Source organism: Enterobacter sp. V89_11, from assembly GCF_029967775.1.
GTDB classification, from domain to species: domain Bacteria; phylum Pseudomonadota; class Gammaproteobacteria; order Enterobacterales; family Enterobacteriaceae; genus Enterobacter; species Enterobacter ludwigii.
Genome location: NZ_JASCAN010000006.1, coordinates 100,536 through 116,352, shown reverse-complemented (window position 1 = coordinate 116,352; position 15,817 = coordinate 100,536). Strand labels below are relative to the sequence as shown.

The 15,817-nt window shown below is 55.6% G+C and carries 17 protein-coding genes and 1 pseudogene; 9 read left to right on the top strand and 9 right to left on the bottom strand.

Features of this window, described 5'->3' with window-relative positions; all coding sequences use genetic code 11:
• Positions 1-71 precede the first annotated feature (71 nt).
• A complete protein-coding gene (locus QLG09_RS06515; RefSeq protein WP_282488784.1) occupies positions 72-521 on the bottom strand; it encodes a GNAT family N-acetyltransferase in 450 nt (149 codons plus the stop codon).
• A gap of 62 nt (positions 522-583) precedes the next feature.
• Here QLG09_RS06515 and QLG09_RS06510 point away from each other — a divergent pair, with 62 nt between their 5' ends.
• The gene (locus QLG09_RS06510) at positions 584-739 is read left to right on the top strand and encodes a hypothetical protein (RefSeq protein WP_153852750.1); all 156 of its coding nucleotides are present in this window, start codon (positions 584-586) and stop codon (positions 737-739) included.
• Positions 740-815: 76 nt separating this feature from the next.
• Here QLG09_RS06510 and QLG09_RS06505 read toward each other — a convergent pair whose 3' ends face one another.
• Complete coding sequence (locus tag QLG09_RS06505) at positions 816-1,862, bottom strand: class I SAM-dependent methyltransferase (protein ID WP_020882703.1); 1,047 nt, start codon at positions 1,860-1,862, stop codon at positions 816-818.
• A 77-nt stretch (positions 1,863-1,939) separates the two neighbouring features.
• Entirely contained in the window at positions 1,940-2,464 is a 525-nt protein-coding gene (locus QLG09_RS06500; RefSeq protein ID WP_041162354.1) for a lipocalin family protein, read from the bottom strand.
• 117 nt (positions 2,465-2,581) lie between these two features.
• Between QLG09_RS06500 and QLG09_RS06495 the strand changes: the two genes are divergently transcribed.
• The 4 genes and pseudogenes from QLG09_RS06495 (at position 2,582) to QLG09_RS06480 (ending at position 6,121) form a co-directional block, all read left to right on the top strand.
• On the top strand, positions 2,582-3,307 hold the full coding sequence (locus QLG09_RS06495) for a MerR family transcriptional regulator (protein ID WP_014168030.1): 726 nt from the start codon (positions 2,582-2,584) through the stop codon (positions 3,305-3,307).
• A 99-nt stretch (positions 3,308-3,406) separates the two neighbouring features.
• Positions 3,407-3,817, top strand: coding sequence for a hydroxyisourate hydrolase (gene uraH / locus QLG09_RS06490; protein ID WP_014168029.1), 411 nt, complete (start codon positions 3,407-3,409; stop codon positions 3,815-3,817).
• 102 nt (positions 3,818-3,919) lie between these two features.
• A pseudogene (locus QLG09_RS06485) lies at positions 3,920-4,884 on the top strand (DUF523 and DUF1722 domain-containing protein).
• Positions 4,885-5,032: 148 nt separating this feature from the next.
• Positions 5,033-6,121 (top strand): AAA family ATPase, encoded by a 1,089-nt coding sequence (locus QLG09_RS06480; protein ID WP_049023099.1) that lies wholly within the window; start codon positions 5,033-5,035, stop codon positions 6,119-6,121.
• 106 nt (positions 6,122-6,227) lie between these two features.
• Here the strand turns inward: QLG09_RS06480 and QLG09_RS06475 are convergent, their stop codons facing one another.
• From QLG09_RS06475 to QLG09_RS06465, 3 genes are all read right to left on the bottom strand, one after another.
• A complete protein-coding gene (locus QLG09_RS06475; RefSeq protein WP_059305836.1) occupies positions 6,228-7,181 on the bottom strand; it encodes a helix-turn-helix domain-containing protein in 954 nt (317 codons plus the stop codon).
• Positions 7,182-7,207: 26 nt separating this feature from the next.
• Positions 7,208-7,987, bottom strand: coding sequence for an MBL fold metallo-hydrolase (locus tag QLG09_RS06470; protein ID WP_244047567.1), 780 nt, complete (start codon positions 7,985-7,987; stop codon positions 7,208-7,210).
• A gap of 94 nt (positions 7,988-8,081) precedes the next feature.
• Positions 8,082-8,969: a LysR family transcriptional regulator gene (locus QLG09_RS06465; RefSeq protein ID WP_020882709.1), complete on the bottom strand. Its 888-nt coding sequence runs from the start codon at positions 8,967-8,969 to the stop codon at positions 8,082-8,084.
• 198 nt (positions 8,970-9,167) lie between these two features.
• Here QLG09_RS06465 and QLG09_RS06460 point away from each other — a divergent pair, with 198 nt between their 5' ends.
• A complete protein-coding gene (locus tag QLG09_RS06460) occupies positions 9,168-10,364 on the top strand; it encodes an MFS transporter (RefSeq protein ID WP_282488783.1) in 1,197 nt (398 codons plus the stop codon).
• A gap of 2 nt (positions 10,365-10,366) precedes the next feature.
• A complete protein-coding gene (locus QLG09_RS06455) occupies positions 10,367-11,395 on the top strand; it encodes an alpha/beta hydrolase (RefSeq protein ID WP_282488782.1) in 1,029 nt (342 codons plus the stop codon).
• 43 nt (positions 11,396-11,438) lie between these two features.
• Here the strand turns inward: QLG09_RS06455 and nlpA are convergent, their stop codons facing one another.
• Together nlpA and QLG09_RS06445 are read right to left on the bottom strand one after the other, a co-directional pair.
• Positions 11,439-12,239 carry a lipoprotein NlpA gene (nlpA, locus tag QLG09_RS06450; RefSeq protein WP_020882712.1) on the bottom strand — a complete coding sequence of 267 codons (801 nt, stop codon included), beginning with the start codon at positions 12,237-12,239 and terminating at the stop codon, positions 11,439-11,441.
• A 108-nt stretch (positions 12,240-12,347) separates the two neighbouring features.
• Positions 12,348-13,850 carry an MDR family MFS transporter gene (locus tag QLG09_RS06445; protein WP_226777994.1) on the bottom strand — a complete coding sequence of 501 codons (1,503 nt, stop codon included), beginning with the start codon at positions 13,848-13,850 and terminating at the stop codon, positions 12,348-12,350.
• 93 nt (positions 13,851-13,943) lie between these two features.
• Here QLG09_RS06445 and QLG09_RS06440 point away from each other — a divergent pair, with 93 nt between their 5' ends.
• Complete coding sequence (locus QLG09_RS06440; RefSeq protein ID WP_025206509.1) at positions 13,944-14,591, top strand: TetR/AcrR family transcriptional regulator; 648 nt, start codon at positions 13,944-13,946, stop codon at positions 14,589-14,591.
• Here the strand turns inward: QLG09_RS06440 and QLG09_RS06435 are convergent.
• A complete protein-coding gene (locus QLG09_RS06435; protein WP_014168016.1) occupies positions 14,588-15,007 on the bottom strand; it encodes a GNAT family N-acetyltransferase in 420 nt (139 codons plus the stop codon). The two genes, QLG09_RS06440 and QLG09_RS06435, sit on opposite strands and share 4 nt — an antisense overlap.
• A gap of 186 nt (positions 15,008-15,193) precedes the next feature.
• Between QLG09_RS06435 and QLG09_RS06430 the strand changes: the two genes are divergently transcribed.
• The gene (locus tag QLG09_RS06430; RefSeq protein WP_282488781.1) at positions 15,194-15,763 is read left to right on the top strand and encodes a TetR/AcrR family transcriptional regulator; all 570 of its coding nucleotides are present in this window, start codon (positions 15,194-15,196) and stop codon (positions 15,761-15,763) included.
• The last annotated feature ends 54 nt before the right edge of the window (positions 15,764-15,817 follow it).

The window sequence follows — 15,817 nt, the reverse complement described above, 5'->3', positions numbered from 1 at the left end:
TTAATCGTAAGGTATAATTCCTGAACGGCAAAACGCGTTTCATTTCATATCTAACGAGTAGGATATCTGCGTTAAGTTAGCATTAACTCACCCAACCGCATATGCAGCAACGGAAACGCATTCCCCTGTCCGTCGCGTTCTGAGCGCCCCACCTGCACAAACCCCATATGCTGATAAAACGCAACGCCCTGCGGGTTTTGCTCGTTTACATCCACTTCATTCGCACCAAAATGCGCAATGGCATAGTTCAGCAGCAATTTCCCTACGCCTTTTCCCCGGCTCGTCGCATCAACAAACAGCATTTCAATGCGGTTTTCATCCACGCCTAAAAAGCCATGAATAACACCCGCTTCATCGCGGGCAATCATAACCTTGAGATTGGGCAGATAGGCATTGAGCAATAACGGGCGCAGGGCCGCAATATTGCTTTCCTGTAAAAAGTGATGGGTGGCACGAACGGAAGACTCCCAGATCGCGACCAGGCGTTCGAAGTGTGAGGGGTGTGCGGTATCTATTTTCATGAGGGGGATCATTATAGAGCGCAGCGATTAAATCAAGTATCCAGAAGCATGGAGGCAATAAAATGAAGACCTTAAATGAAGTAATAAACTCTCGAACCTGTGAAAGTCGAGAGCGTATCAAGGAAATGGCCCGGAAGTTGGTTCAGGAGACTGGCCAGCAGATAGAGCATGAAAAGCAAGAATCCCCAACAGACATTGAGAATAAAGAAACCAGCTAATCCTTCATGGTAGTTGTTCGGGTAAACCGAACAACTGAGGAACGGTAAATATTCTAGCGCCCTGTCCCCCCTCACCCTAGCCCTCTCCCTCAGGGAGAGGGAACTGACCGTGCGGTTTGTTATCCCCCACCTTAATCTCCATCACTGCATATACCCCGTCTTTCGGGACCACCACGGTGACATTTTCCACCGGCACGCCTGCCGCGATATGAATATCCTGCAGCTGCCGGAGCGTCCGCGGGTAAATATCCTCCCAGCCGATACAGCGCAAAATAAAATCGATTTGTGGGCTGCTGGCCAGCATATTCGAGACAATCACCGCCCCGCCGGGCTTTATCAGCCGCAGCGCACGCTGGAGAAAAATCACCGCATCGGCATCGTTGAAATAGTCGAAAATTCCCAGCGCATCCACCAGTTCGGCCTGATGCTCGCCCAGCTCATGCAATAAATCTTCGTTACGCACCAGCGTATGGAGCAAGTTGCGCCTGAGCAGGGTCAGCTGTTCACCCACGATAATGCCTTCCTGCGCCGCCATGGTTTCGGCCCAACTGAGCGCCACAGGGTCTTTATCCACCAGCGTCAGATACACCTGCTGGCCGTCGAGCTTCGCCTCGCGCAGCGCCTCCAGCACGGGGATTGCAGCCCCGCTTGCCAGGCTCACCCAATTGTTATCGTTCCCGTTGCGGATGTATTTATCCACCATCGCAGCCAGTACTTTTGCACGGGAGCGCACACCAATGGCATCGTTCGCATGGATAAACCACTGGCGGCTGTCGCTGTCCATTCGGGTTCCGTCTGGCAGGCGCTCCTCCAGCGGGTTTTGCACCACAAAAAGCGCCAGCGCAGAGGGAACCAGCCGGGTACGCCACGCGGTGAGCGCCGGACGATTGCGGTAGGCTTGCCCGGAATAACGGTTCTGTGGGACAAGCACGGCCTGTCCCCCCTCTTCGTATTCAATCAACGGAGGACGAAGCGCCGGGTCGGCTTTCAGCGCCCGGTTAATCGAATTGATCTCACGGGCAGTGTCGTCTTTCATCGGCCACTGGTCGCTAATATCCGGAAATGACGCACTGAAAATGGTCATATTTTCCGGTGCGTCGCCGCGAAAAGGCTGCCAGTTCATGTCGTCGTCTCCCGTTGAGCTTTTAACGGAAGTCTATCCAGGCGAGCCAGTAAAACCCTACGAAGAAAGCACGATCTTCACTGCTTAACCCACACCAGCTGATCAACCTTGAAGCCCAGACTGCGTGCGGTATTCAGGTAGTCCTGTTTCACGGCATCCGGAATCCTCGGCGTACGAGACAGGATCCACAGATAGTCGCGGTTCGGCCCGCTCACCAGCGCATACTGGTACTTATCGTCCAGCTTGATCACGTTATAGCCGCCGTAGAAGGGGCCGAAGAACGACACCTTCAGCGCTGCCGTCGTCGGTTCGCCGGTAAAGTACGCTTTGCCTTCACTCTCATTCCACTTGTTTTTAACCGGGTCGAAACCCCGGTTAAGCACGCTGATGCCACCGTCGCTGCGCTCGCCGTAGGTGGCGGTCACCTGCTCCAGCCCGCGTTCGAAGCGGTTTTCCAGGCGGGCGACTTCATACCACTTGCCGAGATAGCGGCTGGCTTCAAAATTTGAAATGGGCTTTACGCCTTTCGGTGGCGTAGGGGATTTGCAGGCCACCAGAGTCAGGGCAATGGCGACACCCGTCACAACAGGCCATAGTTTCATGAGAATTCCTTTCATTTGCACGGTTGGAAGTAAAGTGTAGTGCACCGTTACGGCGCTTCATCCCGTGAGGGAAAATTCGTAGTATATTGAGAGTATTCCTCCACTCTGGACACGGACATGGCTTACTCCATCGGCGAATTCGCCAGACTCAGCGGGATCACCGCCACGACGCTGCGGGCATGGCAGCGTCGCTATGGTTTACTCAAGCCACAGCGCACGGAGGGCGGCCATCGCCAGTACAGTGATGAGGACGTCCAGCAGGCACTGAAAATCCTCGACTGGGTGAAAAAAGGCGTACCCATTGGCCAGGTCAAACCGCTACTGGAACGCCCCGTCCCGCGCCGGACCAACAACTGGCAAACGTTGCTTGAGACCATGCTGCAACGCCTGCAGGACGGGAAAATTGAGTCCCTGCGCCAGATGATTTACGACGCCGGCCGCGAATACCCCAGGCCAGAGCTGGTTGCAAATGTGCTGCGTCCTTTGCGCAGCCAGATGTCAGCCAACATCCCTGCCGCCATGACCCTGCGCGAGATCCTCGACGGCATTATCATCGCCTATGCCTCGTTCTGCCTTGAAGGCGACAAAAAAGCGCCGGGTGATAACATCCTGCTCAGTGGCTGGTACCTGAATGACCCGTGTGAAATCTGGCTCGAGGCCCTGACGCGTACCGGACAAGGGCACCGTATCGATATTTTGCCTACCCCCTCCACGTCACTGGCGCCTGAGATTTTCCCCGAGCGCAAATGGCTTCTGGTGACCAGCGGTAAACTGACCGCCGCACGGAAAAAGCAGGTGGCGCAGTGGCAGCAGCAGGTATCCCTTGAAGTGATTATCCTCTGATTATTTTCTCCTGCGGTAAACTTCACGAAAAGTTGAATATTTTTCCGTCCCGCAAATGCTAACGTTTTCCTGTGACTGACAACTCCACAGGAAAACACAATGAAAAAAACAACCCCTCTGCTGATGCTGGCCGCCATGGCCTTTACTCCTGCCGCGTTTAGCGCCCCTGCCGGCACCCTGAGCGTACATATTCTCGACCAGCAAACCGGGATGCCGCCATCTGACGTTACCGTCACGCTGGAGAAGCAGCAGCAGAACACATGGACCCAGATTGCCAGCGGCAAAACCGACCACGACGGACGTATCAAATCACTCTATCCGCAGGATCAGGACATGCAGCCAGGCGTGTATAAAGTGACCTTTAAAACCGCTGATTACTTCCACGGCAAAAAGCTGGACACCTTCTTCCCGGAGATCCCAGTGCTATTTACCGTGACCCGAACCAACGAGAAACTTCACATCCCGCTTCTGCTGAGCCAGTATGGCTACTCGACCTACAAGGGCAGTTAAGAAACATTGATTTTAAAGGATAATAAAAAATAACTCCGCCAATACTTGGACAAATTACTCATGTTGTGTAAGTTTTAGATATACGAACTGGAGACACACACCATGACAATGAAACCTGTAATCGGTATTAGCGGATGTTTGACCGGTTCCGCCGTTCGCTTCGACGGCGGACATAAGCGTATGGGCTTTGTCATGGACGAACTGGCCCAGTGGGTGAATTTCAGGCCCGTCTGCCCTGAGATGGCCATCGGCTTGCCGACGCCACGCCCTGCACTGCACTGCGTCTTATCGTGACGGACAGCGGTGAAACCCAAATGCGTTTTAGCCACGCCCCGCACGAAGACGTTACGCAAAAGATGGCTGACTTTACGGCAGATTATCTGCCTAAAATCGGCGATCTGGCAGGTTTTATCGTCTGTGCAAAATCCCCCAGCTGCGGCATGGAACGCGTGCGGCTGTATGATGAAAACGGCAACCGGGGCCGCAAGGAGGGTGTCGGGCTGTTCACTGCCACCCTCCTTGAAACCCTGCCATGGTTACCCGTGGAAGAAGATGGCCGCCTGCACGATCCGGTGCTGCGGGAAAACTTTGTTGAGCGTGTTTTCGCGCTTCATGAACTGAACACACTGCGCGCCCAGGGTCTGACGCGCCGTGCGCTATTGGACTTCCACAGCCGCTACAAACTTCAGCTGCTGGCGCACCATCAGGCGGGTTATCGTGAAATCGGCCCGTTCGTTGCCACGCTGCACGAGTGGGAAGATCTGGACGCCTTCTTTGTGGCGTACCGCGAAAAGCTGATGACCATCCTGAAAAAACCGGCTTCGCGGAAGAACCACACCAACGTGCTGATGCATATTCAGGGGTATTTCCGTAACCAGCTCAACAGCCGTCAGCGCGGCGAACTTCGCGACGTGATCCTGCACTACCGTAACGGGCAGTTGCCCATCCTCGCGCCGATCACGCTGCTGAAGCACTACCTGGCCGAATACCCTGACCGGTATCTGATGACGCAAAACTACTTTGATCCCTATCCTGATGATTTGGGTCTGCGTCTGGCAGTCAAGTGATCATAAAAATGCGAAGGCCCCATTGACCCTCAGAGGCCCAAAGCAGTACCCCGTTTAGACGACACCCTCACTGTCGTCTCTTTTTTTGCATTTAACCTTAAAGACTGTAATTATATACAGGCCTACAGTGCAAAAAAGGAGCCTGCCTGTGATCAAAAGCCTGCACATCCAAAACTACCGCTCGATTCGCGACATGTCGCTGGAGCTGGAAGCGCTCAATATCGTCTTCGGCCCTAACGGTACCGGGAAATCGAATATCTACAAGGCGATACACCTGATGCACAGCGCGGCGCAGGGGCAGTTCTCCCAGGCGCTGGCAAATGAAGGCGGTATTCTGAAGGTGTTCTGGGCAGGTAAGACCCGTAGCGACCAGCTCCGGCGGATGAACCTCGCGGTGGAAACGGACACTTACGAGTACGAGCTGCAGGTGGGCTTTGTCGAGCAGCTGCCCTATCCCTCCCAGTTTCAGCTCGATCCGGTCATTAAAGAAGAGTCCATCTGGCTTACCGGTCAGCGCCGTCGCCCTTCATCACAGCTGATGAAGCGCAGGAATCAGGCGGTATTTCTCAACAACGTGCACCACGAAAAAGTGACTCACAGCGGCACGCTGTATGAAAACGAATCGGTGTTCGGGCAGCTCGGCGAACCGCATCTCTACCCGGAAGTGTCGCAGATGCGCGAGTCCCTGCGTAACTGGCGCTTTTATCATGAATTTTCCGTCTCGTCCGGCTCGGCGATGCGTGCCCCGCAGGTCGGTTTCCGCTCCCCGGTACTGGCCAGCGACGGCGCCAACCTGGCGGCAGCATTTCAGACCATTGTCGAGATTGGTGATGAAATGTTGCTGATGCGCATTCTCGACCAGGCCTTCCCCGGCTGCGAGTTTTACAGCGACAACACCGGCGGCCGCTTTCGCATGATGATGCAGCGCGAGGGGCTGAGCAGGCCGCTGGAACCGGCGGAGTTTTCCGACGGCACCCTGCGCTTTCTGTGCCTGGCGGTAGCGCTGTTAAGCCCACGCCCACCGGCCTTTATCGCGTTGAACGAACCGGAAAACAGCCTGCACCCGCAGATGCTGCCCGCGCTGGCGAGCTTAATTGCAGAGGCCAGCCGCTACTCACAAATTTGGCTCACCAGCCACTCGCCGGAACTGGCGAATTTGATTGAGAAACAGCGGTCGTTTTCATTGTATGAGCTGTCGATGGCGGAGGGAGAGACGAGGGTGGAGAGGCTGGGGTAAGCCCGGTGCGAAAGCATGCGCTGCCACCGCCTGCGTGATACCTTCCGTTAAGATAAAATTTAAAGGCCTTTATTTGCCCCTTAACTCTTGAGTTAGCCGTAATAAATTAATGACGAAGCCGAAAAGTCTTACGCCACTCTGCCGGACTCACGCCAAAACGCGTCTTAAATTGCTGGCGCCAGGTCACCGCAGAGTTAAACCCTACCAGCTCTGCCACGCTTTCAATGGGCATATTCCCGGCTTCTAACAATATCTGGCTGCGCCGCAGGCGCTCGGTGGTCAGCCAGTCGGCCACGCTCATCCCGGTGGCTTTTACAAAATGGCGGGTAAGCGTGCGGCGGCTCATCGATACCACCTCTGCCAGCGAGTCCAGATTATGCGGTTCGGCAATGTGCTGCTGGAGATAGTCAATCAGATAATTGATTCGTCCGTCACGGGTATCTTTCGGTACCGGCTGGGCAATAAACTGTGCCTGCCCCCCCTCGCGGTGTGGCGGTACGATCATACGGCGGGCAATCTGGTTGGCGACCACGCTGCCAAAGCGCTGGCGGATGATGTACAGGCAGCAGTCAAGCGCGGCAGCGGTACCCGCAGAGGTGATGATATTGCCGTCATCGACGTAGAGCGCATTGATATCCAGCTTTACGTCCGGGAAAAGCGTCTGAAACTGATGTTCAAACTCCCAGTGCGTGGCCGCGCGTTTACCGTCGAGAATGCCCGCATAACCCAGCACAAACGACCCCAGACAAAGCCCGACGATCTCCGCCCCGTTGTCTCTGGCCTGGACCAGGCTGTCGAGAAGCGTCTGGGGCGGGCGTTGCTGGACATGCTGCCAGTAAGGCACCACGACGATATCTGCCTGGCCGATGGCGGAGAAATCGTGAGTCGCGTTAAGCGCAAACCCGTCTGTGGATGTCAGTAATCCCGGTTTTTCGGCGCAGATCAACACACTAAAGCGCTTTTCGCCGGATACCGTATCACCAAACAAAATGCAGGGAACGGAGTAGTGGAACGGGCTGAACCCGTCTACCGCAACAATCGCGACGTTGATTAGCGCCATGTATCTCTCCTTTCCCCTGGTGATGCTCAGAATATAACGGTTTCACCATCCTCGGGAATGCTCACCGCATCCCCAATCAGGTTCGCGTCAACGTACTCACGCAGCGCATGGCGGGTCAACAGACAGTGGTTGATTGCCTCCATATGGGTCGCCACAATTTTCGCCTGCGGCAGCAGGAAGTGGACGTTGAGCACATCTTCCTGGCCCATGATAATCGGCCCAAACCCGATGACGTGCGCATAGCCCGCGTTAAGCACCACCACATCCGGCTGATGCTTTTGCAGATCGGCTGCCACTTCATCACGCCAGATGGTATCCCCAACAATGTAGAGCGTCTTCTCATCAGGATGACGTAAAACCACGCCACAGGCTTCACCCAGCCGTTCCGCCAGCTCCGGCACGGCGTAAGCACGATCGGTACCGTGCTGGCCGCCGCGGGTTTTCGCGATCCGGATATCGCCAAACCCCGTCTCCTCGGTCATTACCGTCAGGTGGGTAAATCCCTGGCTGCGCAGCAGCGCGGCGTCGCTGTCGTTCTGCACAAAGACAGGTTTATCTTTGCCGATCAGTTCGACTGCGGCGCGATCCCAGTGATCGTCATGGGTATGGGTGACGATCACCGCATCCGCCTCCAGCAACGTGTTGACGTCAACGGGTAGCTCAACCATCGGGTTGCGGATTTCCGCATGCGCCGTGCCGGGGAAGCCCGGATAAGCGCCCTTCGGGGCCAGCATTGGGTCGATTAAAAAGCGTTTCCCGGCGTAGGTAATCAGCTGAGTGGCATTACGAATCTGGGTGATGTTCATGGGTATTCTCCTCATAGTGTGAAGAGGAGAATAGCCCGATGCCGCACGTAACAATGTGGGCCACAGGGCGATGATCGATGAAATCGGGTCAACGTTATCGCATCCGCAACGCATCCACCACCAGCGAAAAGGCCGGCGACGGCTGCTTTCGGCTCGGGTAGTAGAGATAATACCCCGGGAAGGGCAGACACCAGGGTTCCAGCACGCGGATTAACCGGCCTTCAGCAATATGATCGCCAAACTCGTCTTCGGGCAGGAAAGCAATCCCGAATCCCGCCAGGGCAGCTTCGACAATATGCCAGGAAGTATTGAAGGTCAGCTGGCCATTCACGCGCACGTTCAAATCGCCACCGTCCTGATCAAAATCCCAGACGTAAATCCCGCCGGATTTTATCATCCTCTGGTTAATGCACTGGTGCTGCGTCAGCTCATGCGGCGTTTGCGGAACAGGATGACGGGCGAAGTAGTCCGGCGAGGCGACCGCGGCCATACGCAACTGCGGGCCTATCGGCAACGCGATCATGTCTTTATCGATGGTATCTCCCATACGAACGCCCGCATCGAAGCGGTCGGCAACGATATCGCGAAAACCGTGATTGGCGTCGAACTCGATGTGAATGTCGGGGTATTGCCGCAAAAGTGGCGTCAACTTAGGCAACAGGGTGCGCGATAACACATCGGGTCCACAGGTGATCCTCACCGTGCCGGCGGGCTTGTCGCGAAGCTCCGTCAACATGTCCAGCTCCGCTTCGATTTCATCGAAACGGTTGCCAATGGCGTTGAGCAAGCGTTCGCCGGCTGCGGTGGGGGAAACGCTGCGGGTGGTGCGGGTGAGCAGGCGGATCTGCATCCGGTTCTCCAGCCCGGTTATGGCCTGGCTTAACGCGGGCTGGGTCACGCCCAACTGTGCCGCGGCACGGGTAAAACTGCCCTCACGCGCCACGGTGACAAAAGCAAAAAGATCGTTCAGGTTACGCTTCATCACACCCTCATTTATAAGCCATACTTATAAGCTCATTAAGCATTGATTAGCTAGTCAGAATACACCCGCCGTGTAAAATTTTCACTGTGACCTGACGTCAACCACACTCCAACCCTTCATCTGCATGCGTTATTCCCGTGAATAGCGCCCGGCCCCGGCTTGTCCGAATCTGGCCGAACGAATAACAAGGTAAACACGATGTCCGCTATGGTGAACGAAACATCAGCGCGCCAGTCCCGTGCCTGCTGGAGCGGCGTGCTGGCAATGACCCTCTGCGCTTTTACGCTGGTCGCCTCAGAATTTATGCCTGTAAGTCTGCTGACGCCCGTTTCGCGGGATCTCGCCGTCAGCGAAGGCCTGGCGGGCCTCGGGATCGCGATATCCGGCGCGCTGGCCGTATTGACCAGCCTGTTTCTCTCTTCTCTTGCGGGAGGCATTAACCGCAAATCGCTGCTGCTGGGCCTGACGGTGTTGATGGCCGTCTCCGGTCTGATTATCGCCGTGGCTGAGAGCTATCCCCTTTATATGCTGGGACGCGCACTGCTTGGCGTGGCCATTGGCGGCTTCTGGTCGCTCTCCGCGGCGACCGCAATTCGCCTTGTGCCACCGCATCAGGTTCAACGTGCGCTGGCCATTTTTAACGGTGGCAACGCCCTGGCGACCGTCGTTGCGGCTCCGCTCGGCAGCTGGCTGGGGGCGACAATCGGCTGGCGCGGTGCCTTTTACTGCCTGGTGCCCGTGAGCCTGCTCGCGTTTATCTGGCAGTGGTTCAGCCTGCCTTCCATGTCCGTGGAAAAGCGCACCGCGTCGTCCACCAGCGCCTTCGGCCTGCTGAAAAACCCACTGGTGGCAAAAGGAATGGTCGCGTGCGGCGTCTTTTTCATGGGGCAGTTCGCGCTGTTTACCTACGTGCGTCCGTTCCTGGAAACCGTGACTTTCGCCAGCGCGACGCAGTTATCGTTAATCCTGCTGGTGATTGGCGTGGCGGGTTTTATCGGCACCCTGCTGATCGGCACGTTTCTGCGCCGCGGATTTTACACCACGCTGGTCGCCATTCCCGTGGTGATGGCGCTGATTGCCGCGGCACTGATGGCCTTCGGCCATCACCTTGCCGCCGTCACCGCCCTGCTCGGCCTCTGGGGACTGGTCGCGACGGTCGCCCCCGTCGGCTGGTGGACCTGGGTTGCCAGAACGCTTCCTGAAAATGCCGAAGCGGGTGGCGGACTGATGGTGGCAATGGTGCAGCTCTCCATTGCGCTCGGCTCCACGCTCGGTGGCCTGGCCTTTGACCACAGCGGCTGGCAAAGCACCTTTGCACTCAGCGGTGTACTGCTTATCGCCGCTGCCATGTTCACGTTTTACACCTCACACAACGACACACTTCACAGGAGTTAATCATGAGAAGATTCACCATGGCGCTCGGGCTGTTAGTCAGCACCTTCGCCGCCAGCGCTGCCGATATGTCCCGGGGCGCAGATAATTTCTACAAAAGCGATAAGGTTACGCAGCAGAAGGTGACCTTTAAAAATCAGTATCAGATGAACGTCGTCGGCAATCTGTATAGGCCAAAAGAGGCGGATAAAAACGCCAGACTGCCGGCGATCGTGGTCGGCCATCCGATGGGCGCGGTGAAAGAGCAAAGCGCCAGTCTCTATGCGCAAAAGCTCGCGGAACAGGGCTTTGTCACCCTGGCGATTGATCTCTCATTCTGGGGGGAAAGCGAAGGTAAACCGGGGCATCTGATCTCACCAGAAATCTATTCCGATGATTTCAGCGCGGCCGTGGATTATCTGAGCACCCAGGCCTTTGTCGATCCGCAGCGCATCGGAGTGCTGGGCATTTGCGGCAGCGGCAGCTTCGTTATTAGCGCGGCGAAAATTGACCCGCGCATGAAAGCGATCGCCACCGTCAGCATGTATGACATGGGCTCCGCCTTCCGCAACGGTCTCAACCATTCCGTGACGGTTGAACAGCGTAAAGCGATGATTGCCTCTGCCGCTGAGCAGCGTCTGAAAGAGTATCAGGGTGCAGAGACAGCCTACATTCCCGGGACGGTAAATAAGCTGGATGATTCTACGCCGGCTATCCAGCGTGAGTTCTTCGATTTCTATCGCACCGAACGCGGCGGGTACACGCCACAGGGCGAGAAAGAGGCGCTGACGACGAAACCGATGATGAGCAGCATCGGTAAGTTTATGAACTTCTACCCGTTCAACGATATCGAAACCATTTCACCGCGTCCGATGCTGTTTATCACGGGTGATAAAGCGCATTCGAAAGAGTTTAGCGAAGACGCCTATAAACGCGCCGGTGAACCGAAAGAGCTGTATATCGTGCCGAATGCAGGCCACGTTGACCTGTATGACCGCACGGATCTGATCCCGTTTGCAAAACTGGCCTCGTTCTTTAAAGCCAACCTGAAATAACCCGGTAAGGCGTATAACACCCTGTTATACGCCTTTGTCCTGACTACCAGCCCGGCACCGCGCCACCGTTAAAGAGGGTCTCTGCGGCCTTCGCCACTTCCGGCGACTGATACGACTGGATAAATTCCTTCACGTTTTCCGCGTCTTTGTTGTCTTCCCGCGTCACTACGATGTTCACATACGGCGAGTTTTTATCTTCAATAAACACGCTGTCATGCACCGGCGACAGCCCGGTTTGCTGGAGATAGGTGGTGCTGATAATGGCAACATCCACTTTCGGATCATCCAGCACGCGCGGCAGTTGCGCCCCTTCCAGCTCCATAATGTTCAAATGCTTCGGATTGGCGGTGATATCCAGCGCCGTCGGCAGCAGGCCAACGTCAGGCTTCAGGGTAATCAGCTTCTCTTTTTGCAACAGCAGCAGTGCGCGGCCAAGGTTGGTCGGATCGTTTGGAATGGCGATGGTCGCGCCGTCCTTCAGCTCAGACACGGATTTTATCTTGCGGGAGTAGCCGGCCATCGGGAAAACAAAGGTATTCGCCACAGCAACCAGCTTGTAGTGATGCGCCTTATTATCTTCTGCCAGGAACGGGCGATGCTGGAAGACATTGGCATCAAGATCGCCCTGACTGGTGGCATCATTGGGCAACAGCGAGCCGCTGAACCCCACCAGTTCCACATCCAGACCGTATTTCTCTTTCGCCACTTTTTTAGCGACTTCCGCGACATCCTGCTCAGCGCCGTTAATCACGCCGACTTTTATGTGTTTGGCATCGCTGCCGCCTTGATCGCAACCTGCCAGCAGCAGGCCCGCGAGAACCAGAGCACCCAATCGAAGTTTCACGAGACATATCCTTTTGATAAACGTTTCAGTGACTATATCGACAACGGTACGGCTGGCTAAAAAACGAAAAAGCATCTATAAGACGGATAAGTTATATGTGCGGGGGCGCTATTGATCCGACCTGAGCATGCCCGCACGGCGTAACGGCGTTTCCCGTAAAAACCACGACAGTACAAACGCCAGCACCATAATGCTTGCCGCCAGCAGGAACACCGCGTGAATGGCTGAGCCAAACGCGTCCAGGTAATCGAGCCGCAGGGCTTCTGGCAGCCGGTGAATGGCCGCTGGATTGAGCTCATGCGGTAACTCCGCCCCTTGCGGTAAACGGTCCATCAGACCCGATTGCAAAACGTGGGTGAAGACCGCGCCAAACAGCGCGACGCCGATGGCCCCGCCAATGGAACGAAACAGCGTGACCCCGGAAGTCGCTACCCCGTATTGATCGGCAGAGACGCTGTTCTGCACGGCCAGCACCAGTACCTGCATGACCAGCCCCAGACCCATCCCCAGCACGCCGGTAAAAATGTACAGCTGCCAGGTCGGCGAGTGGATCGAGATGCGCGTCAGCAGCACCATGCCCACCACGCCAAGCAGCGTACCGGCGATCGGGAACAGACGGTATTTTCCGGTACGGCTGATAATCCGCCCGCTGATGATCGAGGTTAGCAGCAGTCCGCCCATCAGCGGGATCAGCTGCAGACCGGCCTGAGTCGGCGTGGCGTCTTTCACAACCTGCAGATAGAGAGGCAGGAAGGTGACCGAGCCAAAGAGCGACATCCCGATAATAAAGCCAATCAGGCTGCAGAGCAGAAAGCTGCGATCGCGGAACAGCGAGAGCGGAATGATCGGCTCCCAGGCCAGACGCTCCTCATAGATAAACCCGGCGATACCCGTCAGGCCAAAGGCCAGAATGCACCACAGCTGCGGGTCGTTCCACTGGCGTATCGTCCCGCCTTCAGTGGTAAACAGGATGATACACAGCAGCGCCATGCTGAGGTAAATCGCCCCCAGATAATCAATCTCGTGCTTGTTGCGCCGTGCGCTGCCGTGGAACACCGCGCCTATCACCAGCAGGGCAAAGAGACCGAGCGGCAGGTTGATATAAAAAATCCAGCGCCAGGAGGCGTGCTGTACGATAAACCCGCCGATAAGCGGCCCGATCACCGTCGCCAGACCAAACACGCCGCCAAACAGCCCCTGATAGCGGCCACGCTCCGCAGGCGGAATAACGTCCGCCACGGCGGCCATACTGATGACCATCAGACCGCCGCCGCCCAGCCCCTGCAGGCCGCGCATCAGCACCAGTTGGGTCATGTTTTGCGCCAGACCGCAGAGCACCGACCCCGCCAGAAACAGCACAATAGCGATTTGAAGGACGATTTTACGCCCAAACAGATCGCCGAATTTTCCGTACAGCGGCACCACAATGGTCGAGCTGAGGATATAGGCCGTCACCACCCAGGAGAGCTTATCCAGGCCACCCAGTTCCCCAACGATGGTGGGCAACGCCGTGGAAACAATCGTCTGGTCCAGCGCCGAAAGCAACATCACCAGCAGCAACGCGCTGAACAACAGCTTTATCGACGGCGCGTTTTGCGCAGGTTGAGTCATTACGTCGGACTCCATAAGAGATCGCTTGAAATTAATTAACTGGATAATTAATATTTAAGTAAGTGATGAATAAGATCAAGAGATCCTGCGACTATGCCAGCACATAAGGACAATTCTGAACCGCGCCGCCCCGGTCGACCACGCGGCGGAAAGCGGGCAACCGCCAGCCGCGAACAGCTGCTGGATATTGCGTTGAGCCTCTTTTCCCGCCAGGGAATCGCTCAAACCTCGCTGAACGCCATCGCCAAAGAAGCGGGCGTAACGCCAGCGATGCTGCATTACTACTTCAATTCACGAGAACAATTGCTCGACGCGATGATTGAGGAGCGCTTCCTGCCCTTACGTAACCGGATCGGCGCAATTTTCGCCGAAAACCCCGACTCGCCGGTCAACGCATTAACGCAAATGGTGAAGGTACTGGCCGAGCTGGCGGAGCAGCACCGCTGGTTTGCCCCGCTGTGGATGCAGGAGGTCATCGGGGAGATGCCTGTACTGCGCACGCATCTGCACGCGCGGTTCGGTGACGACAAATACCAGGCAACGCTTGCCACCCTTAAACGCTGGCAGCAGGAAGGGCAACTGAACCGGGCACTCGCGCCAGAACTGCTGTTCACCACGCTGCTAAGCCTGGTGCTGGTGCCGTTCTCAAGAATGCGCAACGACGAGAGGCTACACGCCCTCTCGCCAGAGATCATTGTGCGTCACGCGCTGGCCGTGATGGGTAACGGCATCGGCGGTTAAAGGGATTTGGTCAGATAATGCCTTTGCATACCCGGGTACGGATAATCCGGCAACGACATCTGCAGCTGATAGCCCTGCTTTTCATAGAATGGACGTGCCTGGAAGCTGACCGTATCCACCAGCGCATGGGTGCAGCCTTTGCGTCGGGCTTCGTCTTCTGCCGTTTTGATAAGCTGGCTGCCGACGCCCGATCCCCGCACGGTGTCGCTGACCCACAGAAAATCGATGTTTAGCCAGTCGCCTTTGCGCACGCCAATTAACCCACCCAGCATCACGCCCTTATCGTCTCGCACATAAACGCCAATGTCGCCGCTAAAGTTTGAGAGATCTAAAAATTGTCCGTTGTAGGCACGAAGCCCTGTTAATAATTCTTCTTTTTCATCGTGTGTGACGTTATCCGTCGTGCTCAGATGCATATTTTTCTCCTTATTTTCTGTGCAATCTTAATATTGCACAGCCTTTCCTTCATCAAAACTCCTTTTTTTCTCCATTCTTTAAACATTGAAATATTCATTCAATAAGTACTTAAAAAAAGTCTTTCCAATACGCACCTGAAACGTATAATGAGAACGATCATTCTCACTTTTATAGGGTAACCGACGATGAGCACAAAACTGGAAAAACGCCAAAAGCAGCGTCAGGACGACATCATCGCTGCCGCGCGTCAGTGCTTTCGCGCCAGCGGTTTTCATGCGGCCAGCATGTCGCAGATCGCCAGTGAGGCAAAGCTCAGCGTCGGGCAAATCTACCGTTATTTCAGTAACAAAGATGCGATTATTGAAGAGATGATTCGCCGTATCATCGACTCACGCATCGAAGAGATTCAGGGTAAAACGCTGGTCGAGGGGATGCCTCAGGCGCTCGCCTGGCGACAGACCCTGAATGAAGATGACGATGCGCTGATGCTTGAGATGTCGGCTGAAGCCACGCGTAATCCCCAGGTGGCGGCCATGCTGGTCGAAGCGGAAAAGCGGATGTTTGCTAATGCCTGCGCACACCTGAAAAAACAGTTTCCCCACCTGAGTGATGATCATATTCGCTGCTGCGTGGAGATTACTGCGGTAATGATTGAGGGGTCTATTTACCGTCGACTCACCCCCTTAAACGTACCCCCTGAACAATTAGAGCCTCTTTATCAAAATATTTTAAATATGCTTTTCTCTGCGAAGTAATCGCATGTGAATAATTAGCGGGAAGACGTTATTCCCTTATTAACATTTCCGGCT